Origin of the sequence: Kiloniella laminariae, from assembly GCF_027214005.1 — a bacterium.
GTDB classification, from domain to species: Bacteria; Pseudomonadota; Alphaproteobacteria; order Kiloniellales; family Kiloniellaceae; genus Kiloniella; species Kiloniella laminariae_A.
The window spans coordinates 591,234-607,395 of the sequence record NZ_JAPWGY010000002.1 but is presented as its reverse complement, the minus strand read 5'-3'; the positions used below and the strand labels follow the sequence as shown (position 1 = coordinate 607,395).

The following is a 16,162-nucleotide window of genomic DNA, read 5'->3' as shown; positions in this document are numbered from 1 at the left end:
AAGGAGATCATGCTGGATGATTATCTGGGAATTGATTGTCCGGCTACAAAGCAGTTTAGCGGAGAACCACCTTGTGAAGCGCGGGAGGCTCGGATAGCGTTTGCTCCAGAGTGTACGTTTTTAAATATATGTTTTTTGTGATGTCTGCTGTGGTGTTTCTTCTTTGATGCTTCATCTGCGCACCCTGTCTTGACCTGGTAGTATTGTATGTCAGTTCCTCTAAAAGATGAATCGCTGTTCCGCCAACAGGCTTTTATCAACGGTAAATGGATTGATGCGGACTCTGGCCGTAAAGTTCCCGTCTACGATCCCGCGACAGGCAAAGAAGTCGGCATGATGCCCTGGATGGGGGCTGCTGAAACCCGCCGGGCGATCGAAGCAGCCGAACGGGCTTTTTCTTTGTGGAGAAAACGGACGGCAAAGGAGCGGGCTGCGGTGCTGCGGCGCTGGCGCGATCTGATCCTGTTGCATCAGGACGACCTGGCCCAGATCATGACAGCAGAACAGGGCAAGCCTCTGGCTGAAGCCCGGGGAGAGATCGTTTCCTCGGCAGGATACATTGAATGGTTTGCCGAGGAAGCCAAGCGAACCTATGGCGAAACCATTCCGGCAGGAAATTCTGGTCAGCAGCTTTTGACCATTCGTCAGCCCATCGGGGTTGTGGCGGCGATTACCCCCTGGAATTTCCCGATTCAGATGATCGCCAGGAAATGCGCCCCAGCGCTGGCAGCAGGCTGTGCTGTGGTGATGAAACCCGCGCCACAGACACCCTTTTCGGCTCTGGCGCTGGCGGATCTGGGGCAACGGGCGGGACTGCCGGATGGCCTGTTTAACATCGTCACTGGAAAGGCCGGGGAAATCGGCGACGAGATGACCAGCAATCACATCGTTCGCAAGCTGTCCTTTACCGGGTCGACTGTGGTCGGCAAGGTGCTGATGGAAAAATGTGCGCTTACGGTCAAGCAGGTTTCCATGGAACTGGGTGGCAATGCCCCCTTTATTGTCTTTGATGATGCGGACCTTGACCGGGCGGTAAATCACGTTATCGCCAGCAAATTCCGCAACGCAGGCCAGACCTGTGTCTGCGCCAACCGGATCATGGTGCAAAAAGGCGTCTATGATGACTTTGCCAGACGGCTTTCTGAGCGCGTGCGCGGCTTGAAAATTGGTCCCGGCACCGAAGATGGTGTGTTTCTTGGTCCCCTGATTGATGATCGTGCTATAGACAAGGTGGATGATCTGGTGAAAGACGCCCTGTCCAAAGGAGCAAAGGCACCTGTTGGCGGTGCCCCTTTGAAAGAACTGGGAGCACAGTTCTATGCCCCGACGGTGTTGACTGATGTGACCCAGAATATGCAGGTCTTCCACAAGGAAATATTCGGTCCGGTTGCGCCGCTTTATTGTTTTGAAAGCGAAGAAGAGGCGGTTTCTCTGGCCAATGCCACCCGATATGGCCTGGCGGCCTATTTCTTCTCGCAGGATGTGGGAAGAGTCTGGCGGGTTTCCGAAGCTCTGGAATATGGGATGGTCGGGGCCAACAGTGGTACACTTTCATCAGAGGCCACGCCCTTTGGCGGGATCAAGGAGTCCGGCATTGGCCGCGAGGGCGGAAAGTACGGTATTCAGGAATATCTGGAGATCAAATACATCAACATGGGATTCGATGCATAGACTTGCGGCTTGATCGCTCTAAGTTCGGCCTGGTGTGTGGATAGCGAGGAATTTTAAAGATGAAAAACCGGAAACTTGTTTTGGCAAAACGCCCTGACCCCACGGTTGATCGGGGACTGTTTCGGCTTGAGGAAATCGAGTTGTCACCCCTGAAAGAGGGACAGTTTCTGGTCCGGAATCTTTTTCTTTCCGTTGATCCGGCGATGCGGGGCTGGGTGGCTGACATGCCAAGCTATATTCCTCCTGTTGCTCTTGGGGAGGTTATGCGCAGCTTTGCTGTTGGTGAAGTGGTCGAAAGCCGTCACCCTGATTATGTCACGGGAGACATGCTCTATGGCCGTTTCGGCTGGCAGGAACTGGCGGTGAGTGATGGGGCCGATGTCGAGCGCAAGGTTGATCCGCAAGCTGCGCCACTTGCGGCCAACCTGCATGTTCTGGGCATGACAGGCGCCACAGCCTGGTTTGGCCTGACAGAAATCGGCAATCCCCAGTCGGGCGAAACCGTTGTGGTCTCGACGGCAGCAGGGGCTGTCGGTTCTATGGTCGGTCAGATTGCCAAGGCAAGAGGCTGTCGAACAGTTGGAATTACGGGGAGTAATGACAAGGCCCGACGCTGCCGGGAAGAGTTCGGCTATGATGCCGTGATCAATTACAAGGCGTGCCAGGGGGAAGATCTGTCGTCAGGGCTGGCAACGGCTTGCCCCAAAGGGGTTGATGTCTATTTTGATAATGTCAGTGGACCGATATCCGATGCCGTAATGGGGTTCTTTAATGTGGGAGCCCGGATGACGGTCTGTGGTGTGATCGGTATTTCTCCCGCACACCTGAGCGGACCGCGTGTGGCACGCACCTTGCTGGTCAAACGGGCCAGAATGCAGGGCTTTCTGATTTTTGATCACATGCACCGGCTTTCGGAGGCCGTAGAAAGTCTTTTGCCGCTGTTCAAAGCAGGCAAGCTGAACTACAGCGAAGAAATCTATGAAGGACTGGAGCAAGCGCCGGTTGGACTGGAAAACCTTTTGGCCGGAACCAACCAGGGAAAGGTGCTGGTCAAACTTTAGGGTTTTTCCAGCTGTCCCGGATAGCGGGTGCCGTCTTCAGCAATCCAGGTCAGGAGATTTCCTTCGGCAGTCATGACGTAACAGCTCCAGCCAAAAGGGCCCCATTGGGAACAATAGCGATCTCCCTGGACATTCCAGTATCCGACTTCTTCTTTGCGTCCGGTTTCCTGATAGCGGGTTTGGCCGTTTTGTTCAAAAGACTGCCTAAAGCTGGTCTTGCCTTCCGGGCGGTTCACGACGATTTTCCCGCTCAAATACGCCCTGATCTGATCTGCGGACAGTTTCACTTCCTCTGCCGAAGCTGTCTGGGCCAAAAGCAGAAGGGGAAATGCAATAGCAATTTTCACGATGAACAGTGTTGCAGTCACAGTCGTGGAGGTACGCACTTTTACGGGCCCTTCTGCCGAAAATTTTGGGAATTCTGATGCAGATCATTGCCATTTTGCAAGACAAGATCCAGGCTTCACAGGATTGTGACAGTCTGTTTCGCAGAACTTGTGTGCCTTTGCTCCCCCTGCGTTCGGGCCGTTGCATATAGCTAGATTCACAGTCAGCCGGTTTTTCAACTGGTCTTTTGGGGAACTATATTGCCGAGGGTCTGGAAAAGGGTGCTTTAATTCAGGCCTCTTCTGCCCTAGATATTGTGTGAACACTTAACTAACCTGTTGCGGGAGACAGTTTGATGCCAAGTTATCACGACGATGATATCCAGTATGATTACGACCTTTTTGTCATCGGTGGTGGATCTGGCGGGGTTCGCGGTGCCCGCATGGCAGCTGCAACAGGCGCAAGGGTGGCTTTGGCCGAAGAGTATCGCTATGGCGGAACCTGTGTAATCCGGGGCTGTGTGCCGAAAAAGCTCTTTTCCTATGCCAGCCATTTCCATGAAGAATTCGAAGATGCTGCCGGGTTCGGCTGGACCGTGGGGGAAAGCTCCTTCAACTGGAAAACACTGATCGCCAACAAGGACAAGGAAATTGACCGGCTTGAGGGGATCTACAAGAACCTGCTCGATAATGCCAAGGTAACCCGGTACGACGGGCGGGCGACCCTTGAGGATCGCCATACTGTGCGGGTGGGAGACAAGACCTTCACAGCCAACAAGATCCTTCTGGCCCCAGGCGGCCATGTGACCTTCCCCGAGGGCAAGGGCTGGGAACATGCGATCAGTTCCAACGAGGCATTCCATCTGGAAGACTTGCCCAAGCGGGTGATCGTCTATGGTGGTGGCTATATCGCCGTTGAGTTTGCCGGAATTTTTAATGGTCTGGGATCTGACGTGATACAGGTCTATCGCGGAGATGCCTTGCTCCGGGGCTTTGATCGGGATGTCCGTGAATTCCTGGGGACCGAGATGGTCAAGAAGGGCATCAAGGTTGAATTGAATAAAACCATAGAGAAGATTGTCAAAACCGAGGGAGGGTTGCAGGTAACCCTGTCTGATGGTGCTGAGCTTGAAGTCGATGCCGTTTTTGCGGCCACTGGTCGCAGTCCCAATGTGACAGGGCTTGGGCTGGAAAAAGCAGGTGTTGCCCTGACAAAGAAAGGGGCGATCCAGGTTGATGAGTTTTCCCGTACGACCGCAAAGAATATCTATGCGGTCGGTGATGTGACGGACCGGGTCAACCTGACGCCAGTTGCGATACAGGAAGCCATGGCTTTTGTTGATACGGCCTTTAAGGACACGCCACGCGCCATGGACCATCATAACATTGCGACAGCAGTTTTCAGCCATCCACCAGTCTGCACCGTTGGGCTTTCAGAGGAACAGGCAATTGACCGCTATGGTGATGTCGAGATATACCGCTCCAGCTTTCGACCAATGAAACACACCCTGTCCGGACGGGATGAAAAGACCCTGATGAAGCTGGTTGTTGAAAAACACGGCAAGAAAGTTGTCGGCCTGCATATGGTGGGGGCTGATTCCCCTGAAATCGTCCAAGGTTTTGCCGTGGCGATCAAGGCTGGTGCGACCAAGGCGATGTTTGATGCCACGGTTGGTATTCACCCTACGGCAGCAGAAGAATTTGTGACCATGCGTGAGCCTGTCTGACCCGTTCTTTCCCGAACGTAAGATCTTTGAAAACCAGAAGGGCCGGGAAATTTTCCCGGCCCTTCTGGTTTTGTCGTTTGGTCTTATCTTGTTTACTTCAGGCCTGTTTACTTCAGGAAGGTCCAGTTCTTGTAGAAGATGCCATTGAATTTGATAAAGACCTGTTGCATCAGCTTCATCAACAGATTCTGAAGTCCGGTAAATTGCGAGGGACGCAGGACATCGACAAAGACGCAGTAGCGTTCGTGGTCTTCTTCATTGATGGACTGGTGTTGCAAGGTGTCATCAAAGATAAACAGTGGATCGTCGTGCCAGAAATGCTTTTTGCCATCGACCTCGATAAAGATGTTATCGCTTTTGATCGGGGTCAGGTTGTAAAGCACACGCAAGGTCAGACGCAGAGGGCCGAAATGCAGCGATGTGGATTTCTTCTTATTGAAGACCGACACGCCGATAGTCTTGATGTACTGGTAGTCTTTATTAAAAGCCGGGACCGCGTCATTGGTGTTTTTGCCATACCATTTGTAGAACAGCATGCCGCGACTTTTGCCTTCCAGCTGTTTCCGGATATCATTGATGATCTCGGTTTTGTTTTCATCAAAGGTGCGCAGTACCGTGGAGATCTCTGCGCGGTGTCCTTCTGGAAAATCGTCCAGTTTATAAATGTACCTGTTGCGGTGGGAAATCAGGTCAAGGAACAGGTTGACCGGAGACAGTACCCAGGTGAGCAGGCCATTCCCGGTAAAGTACTTCTTTGCCAGTTCCGGCGTGATTTTGCTGTGCCTGCCCAGATCAAGCAGCCCCATGCAGATAAAGGCGAGGGTGAAAATCGGGATGAAATACAGCAGCAAGGCCAGAGGGAGGAGGACTCTCAGGAGCCGGCTGATCTTCTTGGGCATGGATGTCTCTCTGTCGCGATAGAATGTGCAGGTGGCAAAGTAATATCAGGCATAGCTTATAAGCCATGCCCGCAGACTTTCAAACAGCTCATATAGGTTTTGTGCGAATCGATATCAACTCTAATTGTTTGGTTCCGGAGCTGGTGCCAGATCTCTGATAGAGAAGATCAGCAGAGGGCTGAATAATGACCAGAGAAAGGTGAGCGCCGAATTGAGCCGGGCTTGAGAGAATTGTTTGAGTCTCACTTCATCTTCGGGCTGCTCTTGAGTGAGGAGATTTGATGAATATATCAAGATGTGAAAGGCTTTCTGCTGGTAAAGGACAGAAAAGGTGATTAAAACTGTCAAACGTAAAATATTATTATGATTTTGAGGTATTATTATGAGCGCGAAATGGACACCTGATTCCTGGCGCGCCAAGGATATTCGGCAAGTGCCCGAATACCCGGACTCTGCTGCTGTAGAGACCGTGGAAAAAACCTTGGCGGGTCAACCGCCACTGGTTTTTGCAGGCGAAGCTCGTCGGCTGCGTAAGCAGTTGGGTGAAGTTGCTGAAGGCCGGGCTTTTCTTCTGCAGGGCGGCGACTGTGCCGAAGCTTTTGCCGAGTTTCATCCCGATAATATCCGCGATACCTTCAAGGTTATGCTGCAGATGGCGGTTGCCCTGACATTCGGTGCTGCTTGCCCGATCGTCAAGGTCGGTCGTATGGCTGGACAGTTTGCCAAGCCCCGTTCGGCTGGAACCGAGACAATTGGCGGTGTGGAGCTGCCAAGTTACCGTGGTGACATCATCAACGGGATCGAGTTCACCGAGAAAGATCGTATTCCAGACCCTGAACGTCTGATCAAGGCCTATCACCAGTCAGCATCCACGCTGAACCTGCTGCGGGCTTTTGCCCAGGGCGGGTACGCCAATCTGCGACAGGTTCATGCCTGGAACCATGACTTTGTCCGCAATTCCCCGCTGGGTGCGCGCTATGAAGAAATGGCAACCCGGATTGAAGAAGCACTGAGCTTCATGGAAGCCTGTGGTCTGACTGCCGACAAGATCCCGCAGTTGAGCGAGACAGATTTCTATACCAGCCACGAGGCGCTGCTGCTTAATTACGAGCAGTCTCTGACCCGTGTCGACAGTTTGTCCGGCAACTGGTACGACTGTTCTGCCCATATGCTCTGGATCGGGGATCGTACCCGTCACATTGATGAAGCGCATGTCGAGTTCATGCGCGGTATTCACAACCCGATCGGTATGAAGTGTGGCCCGTCCTCCGAGCCGGATGATCTGCTCAGGCTGATTGATCGTCTCAACCCGAAAAACGAGGCTGGTCGCCTGACCCTGATCGTGCGCATGGGCCATGACAAGGTTGAAGAGCACCTGCCTGCGCTGATCCGTGCGGTCGAGCGTGAAGGTAAAAAAGTGGTCTGGTCCTGTGACCCGATGCACGGGAATACCGTCAAGTCTTCCAGTGGATACAAGACCCGGCCTTTCGACCGGGTTCTGACGGAAGTCCGGAACTTCTTTGCTGTTCACAAGGCAGAGGGAACCTATGCCGGTGGTGTTCATTTCGAGATGACAGGCAAGGACGTGACAGAATGTATCGGTGGTGCTCAGGCAATCACTGATGAAGATCTGTCGGCACGCTATCACACCTATTGTGATCCCCGTCTCAATGCCAGCCAGGCATTGGAACTGGCTTTCCTGATCGCTGAACATCTCAAGGAAGAACGCATCAGCCTTCGTTCCGAGCAGATTGCTGAAGCTTCCTGATAATATTGCGACGGCAGGAAGGTACGTATGCCTGACAGTGCTAATGCCAAGACAGAAGCTGTGAAACAGGGGGAGGAGCGATCCTCCCTCTGGCCTGTTGAAGACAGGGATGTCACAGCCTGGACCGATCACTATTTCAATCGCAGCAAAAAAGTGGTTGAGAAGTTTGGTGACCAGAAAGTCACCTATGCCGTCTTTATGCGTCGCCCGGTGGTCTCTGCACCGGGGCTGGCCATCCGCTGGCTGGAGGAAGTTGCCAGTAAACGTGGTATCCAGCTTGATATCGAGCTGCGCTATGCCGAAGGTCGTTGGGTCGGCGCGGGGGAGCCGATCATGTATCTGACCGGATCGCTTTGTCACCTTGTCGATCTGGAAACGTTGCTGTTGCAACGCCTTGGTCCTGCCTGTGTTGCGGCCTATAATGCCTTTACCATGTGTTCCGATCTGGCCTCTGTTGCCTTTCTGGCGATGGATGCCCGGCATTGCGCCGGATCTGATATGGCCGAGATGATGGCCTATGCCGCGTCGGTTGGTGCAGATCGGGCACGGCGCAAGAACGGGGCCATTGGTTTTATCGGCAATGCAACGGATGCTACGGCCCATTATTTTGGGCAGGCTGGTGGTCTTGGAACCATGCCACATGCCCTGGTCGGTTATGCAGGATCAACGCTTCGGGCAGCGGAAATGTTTGATGAAACATTTCCGAATGACTCCATGACGGTGCTGGTTGATTATTTCGCCCGTGAAATTACCGACGCCCTGACGGTCTGTCGCCGCTTTCCGCGGCGGGCGGCAGACGGGCGATTGTCGGTGCGACTTGATACCGCCGGGAGCCGGTTTATTGAGACACTCGATCCGCCCAGTTCCTATGCTGTCCTGGAACGCAATGTGCCAAGAGCCATTCGCGGATATCGCAATGAAGAGGAATTGCGCTATCTGGTTGGTCCGGGTGTTTCGGCTGCGGCGATCTGGACCATGCGTGAGGCTCTGAATGCTGAAGGGTTCGACAAGGTCAAGATTGTTGCCTCTTCAGGCTTCAATCCGGCCAAATGTCGCCTGATGGCGGAGGCTGAAGTGCCGCTGGATGTTGTTGGAACCGGAAGCTATCTGCCAAACAGCTGGTCAGAAACCTATGCCACGGCTGACATTGTTGAATATGATGGTGTCGCCCGGGTCAAAGTGGGACGTGAGTTCCTGATAAGAAAGTAAACGTATCAAATGTCTGTTGCTGTGACCGAGAGTTCGATTGAGGACCTGATCGAGAGTTTTGAATTCCTGGATGACTGGGAAGAGCGCTATCGCTACATCATTGATATGGGGCGCAAGCTGTCGCCGATGGATGATGCCCTCAAGACAGAGAGCTCTCGTGTGCAGGGCTGCACCAGCCAGGTCTGGCTGGTCTGTAACCCGGATCAGGAGCAGACGCCGGTGCGGCTTAATTTTATTGCCGATAGTGACGCGCACATTGTCCGCGGACTCGTTGCCGTTCTGATGATGATTTTCTCGGGCAAGACGGCACAGGAAATTCTTGATACCGATATCGAGGACATTCTCAAACGCCTCGAGTTTGCCCAGCATCTCAGCCCGAACCGGGCCAACGGCCTGCACGCCATGGTCAAACGGATCCAGGCCACCGCCGAGAATTACCGTTGATTTTTCTGGTCTAGTCAGATTTCTACCGGGGTTTTAATCGCGATAATAATTGCTTTCTTCCTGCCGTGGTGCTGGCCATGCCGGAAGGGGATTTGTCTTGACCGTTTGTATTTTTTAAATAATATTCGAACATTATTCATTTTATATAAGGCCTCTTGGACATATCGCTGTCAGAGATCAGTCACGGGCAAGGCGAATAATGTCTGCAGAAAAACGACATCTTAGAGAACAGGAAATCCTTGATCAGACCCTGCTCATGATCGAGGAGGACGGGTTCTTTACGCTCAAGATATCTGATCTGGCTAAACGCTGTGGTGTATCTATTGGCACGATTTACAGCCATTTTTCCTGTAAGGAAGACCTGCTTCTTGGTCTGGAAATTCGCGAAACTCGCAAGGCGTTTAAACTGGTGCGAGAAGCAACGGCGCTAGGAACCAATGCGATTGAGAAGTTTGTCCTGGCCGATATCAGCTGTAGCAGCCTGCTGCAGGAGCAACCGACCTTTGCCGAGATCGAGCTTTTGGTCAAAGCACCGTCGATCTGGAAGAGGGCTTCGCCACAGGTCTATGAGATGATGGAAATCCTGTTTCGCCAGTTTGCCGAATTTTTTGATCAGTTGCTTGAGGCTGTCGCAAAGGAGCTGCAGGGAGAACAGGATCTGGTGCATTTGACCCGGGTGTTGGGTATCGGCACCTGGTCGCTTAATTTTGGCCTGCAAGCTATTGCCATATCGTCTTATAGCAAAGATGAGCAGGCCCCGAAACTGCCGAGCCATTGGGCGGGTATCCATCACGCCAACCTGAACTGCTTCCTGAAAGGCTGTGGTTGGCAGGAAGCAGATGGAGAGGCATTTATTGCCAGGTTAAGTGGCCGTCTGGCTGAGTATCGCAAGTCCCAGAACCCGCACTAATGTCTTGCGCGGCAATCGCTGACGCAGTTTCCTGATCAAAAAATGAATGAAATTCGAATTTAAATATTCAGTAAGGTATGGCAGAGATGACGACAGAAAAAAGCACGATGGCAGTAGTCTTTATGACGGTCTTGACCGCTTTTATCGGCTATTCTCTGCCATTCCCCATTTTCAGTCATCTTTTCCTTTCGCCGGAATACGGGCTGGTCGGATCAGATACGACGGAAAGTTACCGGACGATGCTCTATGGTGGGGCGGTTGCCATGTATCCGTTGGGTCAGATGGTGGGCGGGCCATTGCTTGGACGCTGGTCTGATCTTTATGGCCGGAAGAAGGTGTTGCAGCTGTCACTGGTCGGGACTGTTATCGGGGCGAGTATCATGGCTGCGGGCATATCTTCTTTGTCCATACCCATGGTTTTTGGTGGCTATCTGCTTGCCGGGTTGTGCGAAGGCAATGTGGTGATTGTCCAGTCAATCGCCTCTGACATCAGCAGTGGCAAAAACAAAACCAAAAACTTTGCCCTGATTGCCATTGCCATCGAACTCGGCTTTGTCTTCGGGCCTCTTCTCGGGGGCCTGCTTGCGGACAAGACGTTGCATCCCTGGTTTGGTGCGGCTGTTCCTTTCTGGGCCGGAGCGGCGTTGATGGCGGCCAATCTTCTGATCGTGCGGTATTTCCTTGTCGAACCCAAAAAGAAAGCTGCTGATCCATTGGCAAGCCAGAGCGAAACCCAGAGGAGGTCGTTACGTCAGACCCTGTTTGATCCTGCGCTTGCCCCTTTTTATCTGGTAACCTTCTTCAGTTTTGTATCGGTCTTTGCGCTTTTCAGCTTTTTTGCACCCTACCTGGTGCAGGTCTTTAAGGTCCAGCCGGGCATGCTCGGGGTCTATACCGCCTTCAGTGCGATACCGATGATCATTATCGGTTTGGTGGTCGGGCGGCTGAACGATCGGGTCGGGGCTGGTGTGTTGGGAATCGTCGGGCATTTTGTACTGGCAATCGGTCTGGTTCTTTATGTGTTGCCAGAGACGATCAACGGCCTGATCATTCCCTTCTGTATTGCCTTTACCGGAGCAGGGGTGGTTCAGGTGGCAACCTCGCTGTACCTGTCCAATGCAGCGCCTGTTGGGGAACAGGGGCAGGTTATGGGCCTTTACCGTTCTGTAATGGTTGTTGCTGAACTGGTTATCGCCCTTGTCGGCGGTGTTCTTGCCGGATATGCCGCAGGTTATCCGTACCTTGCCGGAGCCTTGACGGCTGTCATCTGTGGTCTCCTGCTTTTGTGGATTTTCAGAGGACAGACGCGACGCCGTTCGCTTTCTTCAATGGGTTCTTGTGCCCAGGAACCCTGATCATATTCTTGCAGGACGAGATTGTGATTGCATGTTTTACTTCTTGTAAGGCCTCAAGGGAGTCTGTTACTTATACTCATTCGGAGAATAACAAGATTTGTTGTTCTCTGGTTGCAGGCAGGTTCGCTCTTGCTGCCTTATGCGTATAGAGGTAAGAAACTCACATGACGAAAAAACTGACCATTGCTTTTGCACAGATCAATCCAACCGTTGGCGATATCAGAGGAAATCTGGCGCTGATACGCTCTGCACGTGAAAAAGCGGCAGCTGCCGGGGCCGACCTGCTTGTGACGCCTGAGCTCTGTCTTGTGGGATATCCCCCGGAAGACCTGGTGCTAAAGCCTGAATTTCTGATCGAGGCACAAGCGGCCTTGCGGGACTTGATGGCGGATACAGCTGACGGCGGTCCGGGGATTCTTGTGGGGGCACCGATACCGGATCAGAAACTTCAGGAGAATCCTTTTAAAAAGGCTTTCACCACTACGGGGTCAGAGATCTATAACGCTGCGGTATTGCTGGATGCGGGGGGACTGGTCGCCTGGCGGGGTAAACACTTCCTGTGCGACTATAGTGTGTTTGACGAAAAGCGCGTCTTCAAGGTCGGGGCATTGACAGGACCTTTTGCTTTTAGAGGCGTTCGGGTTGGTGTCTTTATCTGTGAAGATATGTGGGATGCGGATGTCTGTGAAACCCTGGCCGAGGCCGGGGCAGAAATGCTGATCGGGATCAACGGTTCGCAGTTCAATTCCGGCAAGGGCGATACCCGTATGCAGCTGGCTGTCCAGCGGGTGACGGAATGTGAGTTGCCCCTGGCCTATCTCAATATGGTTGGCGGACAGGACGATATTGTTTTTGATGGCGGTTCTTTTGTCCTCAATGCTGACTGCACCCTTCAGGCACAGGCCCCGCAGTTTGAGGAACACTTGCTGGTAACGGAATGGGCGCGGGGTGAAGAGGGGGGCTGGGCCTGCCTTCCTGCCGAAAAGCATGCGCCGGAAGAAGATCTTGCCGCGGTCTATCGCGCGCTGGTTCTCGGGGTGCGGGATTATATTCGCAAGAACCACTTCCCGGGTATCGTTATCGGAATGTCCGGCGGGATTGATTCTGCCCTTTCCGCCGCGATTGCGGTTGACGCAATCGGGGCAGAGCGGGTGCGTTGCGTGATGATGCCCTCGCCCTATACCTCGGCAGATAGTCTTGAGGATGCAGAACGCGCGGCGGAAATGCTGGGCGTGCGCTATGATTCGATCTCGATCGGTCCGGCGATGAAAGCCTTTGAGGAAATGCTGGCGCCGATGATGGCGGGAACGGCGGCTGATACGACCGAAGAGAACATTCAGGCCCGGTCTCGCGGACTGACCCTGATGGCGATTTCGAACAAGCTTGGGTTTATGGTTCTTTCAACCGGAAACAAATCGGAAATGTCCGTGGGCTATGCCACGCTCTATGGTGATATGTGTGGCGGTTACAACGCTTTGAAGGATGTGTATAAAACCAAGGTTTTTGCCCTTTCCAGATGGCGCAATGCCCACAGGCCGACAGACACGCTGGGGCCGGATGGCCCGGTGATGCCGGAACGGATTATCACCAAGCCACCTTCGGCAGAACTGAAACCGGATCAGAAGGACCAGGACAGCCTGCCGGAGTACGATGTGCTCGATGGTATTCTGGAGTGCCTGATCGAAGAAGAACTGCCACTGGCGGATATTCTGGCGCGTGGCTATGATGAAGAAACGGTGTATCGCATCTGGCGCATGCTGGATCTGGCGGAATACAAACGTCGCCAATCCGCACCGGGAGTAAGGGTAACCTTGCGTGATCTGGCCCGCGACAGACGCTATCCGATAACCAACGCATTCCGTGGACGCCCGCGCAGCGTGGTCTGAAGAATATACTGATCTTATGCTTGTCCCGAGGGGGCAGGCCGAACTCAATTGGAAGATGAAGACTGATTTCATGAAAGTACGTTTTGCCCCCAGCCCGACTGGACGTCTGCATGCCGGAAATGCCCGGATTGCCGTATTGAACTGGTTGATGGCCAAAAAGGCAGGCGGGACCTTCCTGCTGCGGCTTGATGATACTGATACTGAACGTTCTACGGATGAGTACGCCGAGGCGATTCAACAGGATCTGACCTGGCTTGGCCTGACATGGGACGAGTTCGCGGTTCAGTCTCACCGGATGGATCGTTATGATCTGGCGGTTGAGAAGCTGAAAGCTGACGGACGGCTTTACCCCTGTTACGAAACGGCTGATGAGCTGGGACTCAAACGCAAAATAGCCCTGCAAGCCGGACGCCCGCCGATTTATGATCGCGAGGCGCTGAAACTGAGTGCGGCTGACCGGGCGAAGTATGAGGCCGAGGGGCGGAAGGCACACTGGCGGTTCAAGCTCGACCATTCCGTGATCGAGTGGGAAGACCTAGTGCGCGGTCCTTGTCATTTTGAAGGCCAGAATCTGAGTGATCCGGTTCTTATCCGCGAAGATGGTCGCCCGCTCTATACTTTGACATCCTGTGTTGATGATCTGGAGCTGGAAGTTACCCATGTACTGCGCGGTGAAGATCACGTTTCCAACACGGCTGTGCAGGTGCAGCTCTTTGAGGCCCTCGGGGGGCAGGTGCCATCCTTTGCCCATATCTCCCTGATGGTCGGGGCCGATGGTCAGGGCCTTTCAAAGCGTCTTGGCAGTTTGAGTCTTGGCTCTCTGCGCGACGAAGAAGGTATTGAGCCGATGGCGTTGAACAGCTATCTGGCCCGTCTGGGGACACCGGACCCGATAGAAGTGCGTCAAAGCCCGAAAGAGCTGACAGAGCTGTTCGATATCAGCCGTTTTGGCCGGGCTACGCCCCGCTTTGATCCGGTAGAGCTGGGGCATCTCAATGCCAAGGTTTTACATGGGGCCGATTTTGCGACTGTACAATCCCGCTTGCCGGATGGCTTTGATGAAGAGCTTTGGGATGTGGTCCGTCCCAATCTTGAAAAGCTGGCTGATGCCCGTTCCTGGTTTGATATCTGCCGGGGCGCGGTGAAACCGGAGATCCTGGCCGAAGACGCGGAGTTTCTGGCTTTGGCAGCGGAGCGTTTGCCCCCGGCACCGTGGCACAAGGGAACATGGAAAGAGCTGACAACAGTGCTGAAGGATGAAACTGGTCGCAAGGGGAAACAACTGTTCCTGCCTTTGCGGAAAGCCCTGACAGGACAGGACCATGGGCCGGAACTGGCTGACCTGCTTCCCTTGATAGGCCCCGCCCATGCTGCTGCCCGCCTGCAGGGAAAAACCGCTTAATTCGCTGGATTGATTTTACAAACGCGCCTATGTTAGGCGCCCTGAGGCATTCAAGTTCTCATTTAAACCAGGAAACGGGAAAGACTAATGACGATCAAGGTTTACAACACACTTGCGCGGGAAAAACAGGAGTTCGTGCCGATCGACCCTAAAAACGTGCGCATGTATGTCTGTGGACCCACCGTCTATGATCTTGCCCATATCGGTAATGCCCGTCCGGTCGTTGTTTTTGATGTTCTGAGCCGTTTGCTGCGTGTCGAGTATGGGGCGGAGCATGTGACCTATGTGCGCAACATCACCGATGTTGAAGACAAGATCATCGAGGCGTCGTTGAAATCAGGCGAGCCGATTGAAAGCATCACAAAAAGGACGACCCAGGCCTATCACGATGATATGGCCGCGCTGGGCGCGCTGGAACCGGATATCGAACCACGGGCGACAGATCATATTCAGGAAATGATCGACATGAGTGCCGAGCTGATCCGTAAAGGTCACGCTTATGAAGCAGAAGGGCATGTGCTGTTTTCGGTATCATCCATGGCGGACTATGGTGAACTGTCCCGGCGGAACCGGGACGACATGATCGCCGGTGCCCGTGTTGAAGTGGCTCCCTACAAAAAGGATCCTGCCGATTTTGTGCTCTGGAAACCGAGCAGCGAGGAACAGCCGGGGTGGGACAGCCCCTGGGGCAAAGGGCGCCCGGGATGGCATATCGAATGTTCTGCCATGTCGCGCAGCCATCTGGGTGAGACGTTTGATCTGCATGGTGGCGGACTGGACCTGACCTTCCCGCATCATGAAAACGAGATTGCCCAGTCCAGGTGCTGCAATGACAAGCCCTATGTGAATTACTGGATGCACAATGGTTACGTTGTGGTCAACGGCGAGAAGATGTCCAAATCTCTGGGGAACTTCTTTACGGTTCGCCAGCTCCTTGATGAAGGGCTGAATGGCGAGGCATTACGTTTGACCCTGTTGTCCGGTCATTATCGCCAGCCGCTGGATGTAACCCGTGAAAAGGTGGCAGAGTTCAAGACCCAGCTCGACCGCTTTTATGGAGCGTTACAGTCTGTTGCCAAAGTTGACGCAAACACGGACCAGGCATCAGAGGCTTTTCTTGAGGCACTCAGGGATGACCTGAACACGCCATTGGCGCTTTCGGTATTGCATGACATTACTACCGAGTTGAACAAGACCGGGGATGATCGCAAGAGCGAGCGCAAGAAGCTTGGCCGCCTCAAGGGCGAGCTCCTGGCCGGTGGGTATCTGCTGGGCATTATACAGCAAGACCCTGAAGTCTGGTTCAAGGGTTCGGGTGAGGACAGTTCGGAAATCGAAAGCCTTATCGCTGAAAGAATAGAAGCGAAAAAGGCCCGTGATTTTGCCCGTGCTGATGCCATCCGTGACCAGTTGTCTGCCGATGGGATCGAGCTGCTTGATTCACCGCAAGGCACCAGTTGGCGTCGTAAGTAGGGCTCGAGAGCCCAGGGTGACTGATTTGTAA

At 53.5% G+C, this 16,162-nt stretch carries 13 protein-coding genes; 11 read left to right on the top strand and 2 right to left on the bottom strand.

Going from position 1 to position 16,162, the window contains the following annotated elements; genetic code table 11:
• Nucleotides 1-207: 207 nt before the first annotated feature.
• Nucleotides 208-1,671 (top strand): NAD-dependent succinate-semialdehyde dehydrogenase, encoded by a 1,464-nt coding sequence (locus tag O4H49_RS07580; protein ID WP_269422821.1) that lies wholly within the window; start codon nt 208-210, stop codon nt 1,669-1,671.
• A gap of 59 nt (nt 1,672-1,730) precedes the next feature.
• On the top strand, nt 1,731-2,732 hold the full coding sequence (locus tag O4H49_RS07575) for an NADP-dependent oxidoreductase (RefSeq protein ID WP_269422820.1): 1,002 nt from the start codon (nt 1,731-1,733) through the stop codon (nt 2,730-2,732).
• Here the strand turns inward: O4H49_RS07575 and O4H49_RS07570 are convergent.
• Nucleotides 2,729-3,118 carry a hypothetical protein gene (locus O4H49_RS07570; RefSeq protein WP_269422819.1) on the bottom strand — a complete coding sequence of 130 codons (390 nt, stop codon included), beginning with the start codon at nt 3,116-3,118 and terminating at the stop codon, nt 2,729-2,731. The two genes, O4H49_RS07575 and O4H49_RS07570, sit on opposite strands and share 4 nt — an antisense overlap.
• A 296-nt stretch (nt 3,119-3,414) precedes the next feature.
• Between O4H49_RS07570 and gor the strand changes: the two genes are divergently transcribed.
• The gene (gene gor, locus O4H49_RS07565; protein WP_269422818.1) at nt 3,415-4,785 is read left to right on the top strand and encodes a glutathione-disulfide reductase; all 1,371 of its coding nucleotides are present in this window, start codon (nt 3,415-3,417) and stop codon (nt 4,783-4,785) included.
• Between the two features lie 107 nt (nt 4,786-4,892).
• Here the strand turns inward: gor and O4H49_RS07560 are convergent, their stop codons facing one another.
• Nucleotides 4,893-5,684, bottom strand: coding sequence for an aspartyl/asparaginyl beta-hydroxylase domain-containing protein (locus O4H49_RS07560; RefSeq protein WP_269422817.1), 792 nt, complete (start codon nt 5,682-5,684; stop codon nt 4,893-4,895).
• 382 nt (nt 5,685-6,066) lie between these two features.
• Here O4H49_RS07560 and O4H49_RS07555 point away from each other — a divergent pair, with 382 nt between their 5' ends.
• The 8 genes from O4H49_RS07555 (at nt 6,067) to cysS (ending at nt 16,131) form a co-directional block, all read left to right on the top strand.
• Entirely contained in the window at nt 6,067-7,452 is a 1,386-nt protein-coding gene (locus tag O4H49_RS07555) for a class II 3-deoxy-7-phosphoheptulonate synthase (protein ID WP_269422816.1), read from the top strand.
• 27 nt (nt 7,453-7,479) lie between these two features.
• Nucleotides 7,480-8,661, top strand: coding sequence for a nicotinate phosphoribosyltransferase (locus O4H49_RS07550; protein ID WP_269422815.1), 1,182 nt, complete (start codon nt 7,480-7,482; stop codon nt 8,659-8,661).
• Nucleotides 8,662-8,670: 9 nt separating this feature from the next.
• Nucleotides 8,671-9,105: a SufE family protein gene (locus tag O4H49_RS07545; protein ID WP_269422814.1), complete on the top strand. Its 435-nt coding sequence runs from the start codon at nt 8,671-8,673 to the stop codon at nt 9,103-9,105.
• Between the two features lie 199 nt (nt 9,106-9,304).
• The gene (locus O4H49_RS07540; RefSeq protein ID WP_269422813.1) at nt 9,305-10,015 is read left to right on the top strand and encodes a TetR/AcrR family transcriptional regulator; all 711 of its coding nucleotides are present in this window, start codon (nt 9,305-9,307) and stop codon (nt 10,013-10,015) included.
• An 86-nt stretch (nt 10,016-10,101) separates the two neighbouring features.
• The gene (locus O4H49_RS07535) at nt 10,102-11,370 is read left to right on the top strand and encodes an MFS transporter (protein WP_269422812.1); all 1,269 of its coding nucleotides are present in this window, start codon (nt 10,102-10,104) and stop codon (nt 11,368-11,370) included.
• A 164-nt stretch (nt 11,371-11,534) separates the two neighbouring features.
• Nucleotides 11,535-13,256: an NAD+ synthase gene (locus tag O4H49_RS07530; protein WP_269422811.1), complete on the top strand. Its 1,722-nt coding sequence runs from the start codon at nt 11,535-11,537 to the stop codon at nt 13,254-13,256.
• Between the two features lie 70 nt (nt 13,257-13,326).
• On the top strand, nt 13,327-14,658 hold the full coding sequence (gene gltX / locus O4H49_RS07525) for a glutamate--tRNA ligase (RefSeq protein WP_269422810.1): 1,332 nt from the start codon (nt 13,327-13,329) through the stop codon (nt 14,656-14,658).
• Nucleotides 14,659-14,745: 87 nt separating this feature from the next.
• Nucleotides 14,746-16,131, top strand: coding sequence for a cysteine--tRNA ligase (gene cysS, locus O4H49_RS07520; protein ID WP_269422809.1), 1,386 nt, complete (start codon nt 14,746-14,748; stop codon nt 16,129-16,131).
• Nucleotides 16,132-16,162: the final 31 nt, after the last annotated feature.

Bases quoted from the DNA above. Each gene is read 5' to 3' on its own strand.
- gltX (WP_269422810.1), top strand. From the start codon at position 13,327: ATGAAAGTACGTTTTGCCCCCAGCCCGACTGGACGTCTGCATGCCGGA.
- O4H49_RS07530 (WP_269422811.1), top strand. From the start codon at position 11,535: ATGACGAAAAAACTGACCATTGCTTTTGCACAGATCAATCCAACCGTT.
- O4H49_RS07535 (WP_269422812.1), top strand. From the start codon at position 10,102: ATGACGACAGAAAAAAGCACGATGGCAGTAGTCTTTATGACGGTCTTG.
- O4H49_RS07540 (WP_269422813.1), top strand. From the start codon at position 9,305: ATGTCTGCAGAAAAACGACATCTTAGAGAACAGGAAATCCTTGATCAG.
- O4H49_RS07545 (WP_269422814.1), top strand. From the start codon at position 8,671: ATGTCTGTTGCTGTGACCGAGAGTTCGATTGAGGACCTGATCGAGAGT.
- O4H49_RS07550 (WP_269422815.1), top strand. From the start codon at position 7,480: ATGCCTGACAGTGCTAATGCCAAGACAGAAGCTGTGAAACAGGGGGAG.
- O4H49_RS07560 (WP_269422817.1), bottom strand. From the start codon at position 5,684: ATGCCCAAGAAGATCAGCCGGCTCCTGAGAGTCCTCCTCCCTCTGGCC.
- gor (WP_269422818.1), top strand. From the start codon at position 3,415: ATGCCAAGTTATCACGACGATGATATCCAGTATGATTACGACCTTTTT.
- O4H49_RS07555 (WP_269422816.1), top strand. From the start codon at position 6,067: ATGAGCGCGAAATGGACACCTGATTCCTGGCGCGCCAAGGATATTCGG.
- O4H49_RS07580 (WP_269422821.1), top strand. From the start codon at position 208: ATGTCAGTTCCTCTAAAAGATGAATCGCTGTTCCGCCAACAGGCTTTT.
- O4H49_RS07575 (WP_269422820.1), top strand. From the start codon at position 1,731: ATGAAAAACCGGAAACTTGTTTTGGCAAAACGCCCTGACCCCACGGTT.
- cysS (WP_269422809.1), top strand. From the start codon at position 14,746: ATGACGATCAAGGTTTACAACACACTTGCGCGGGAAAAACAGGAGTTC.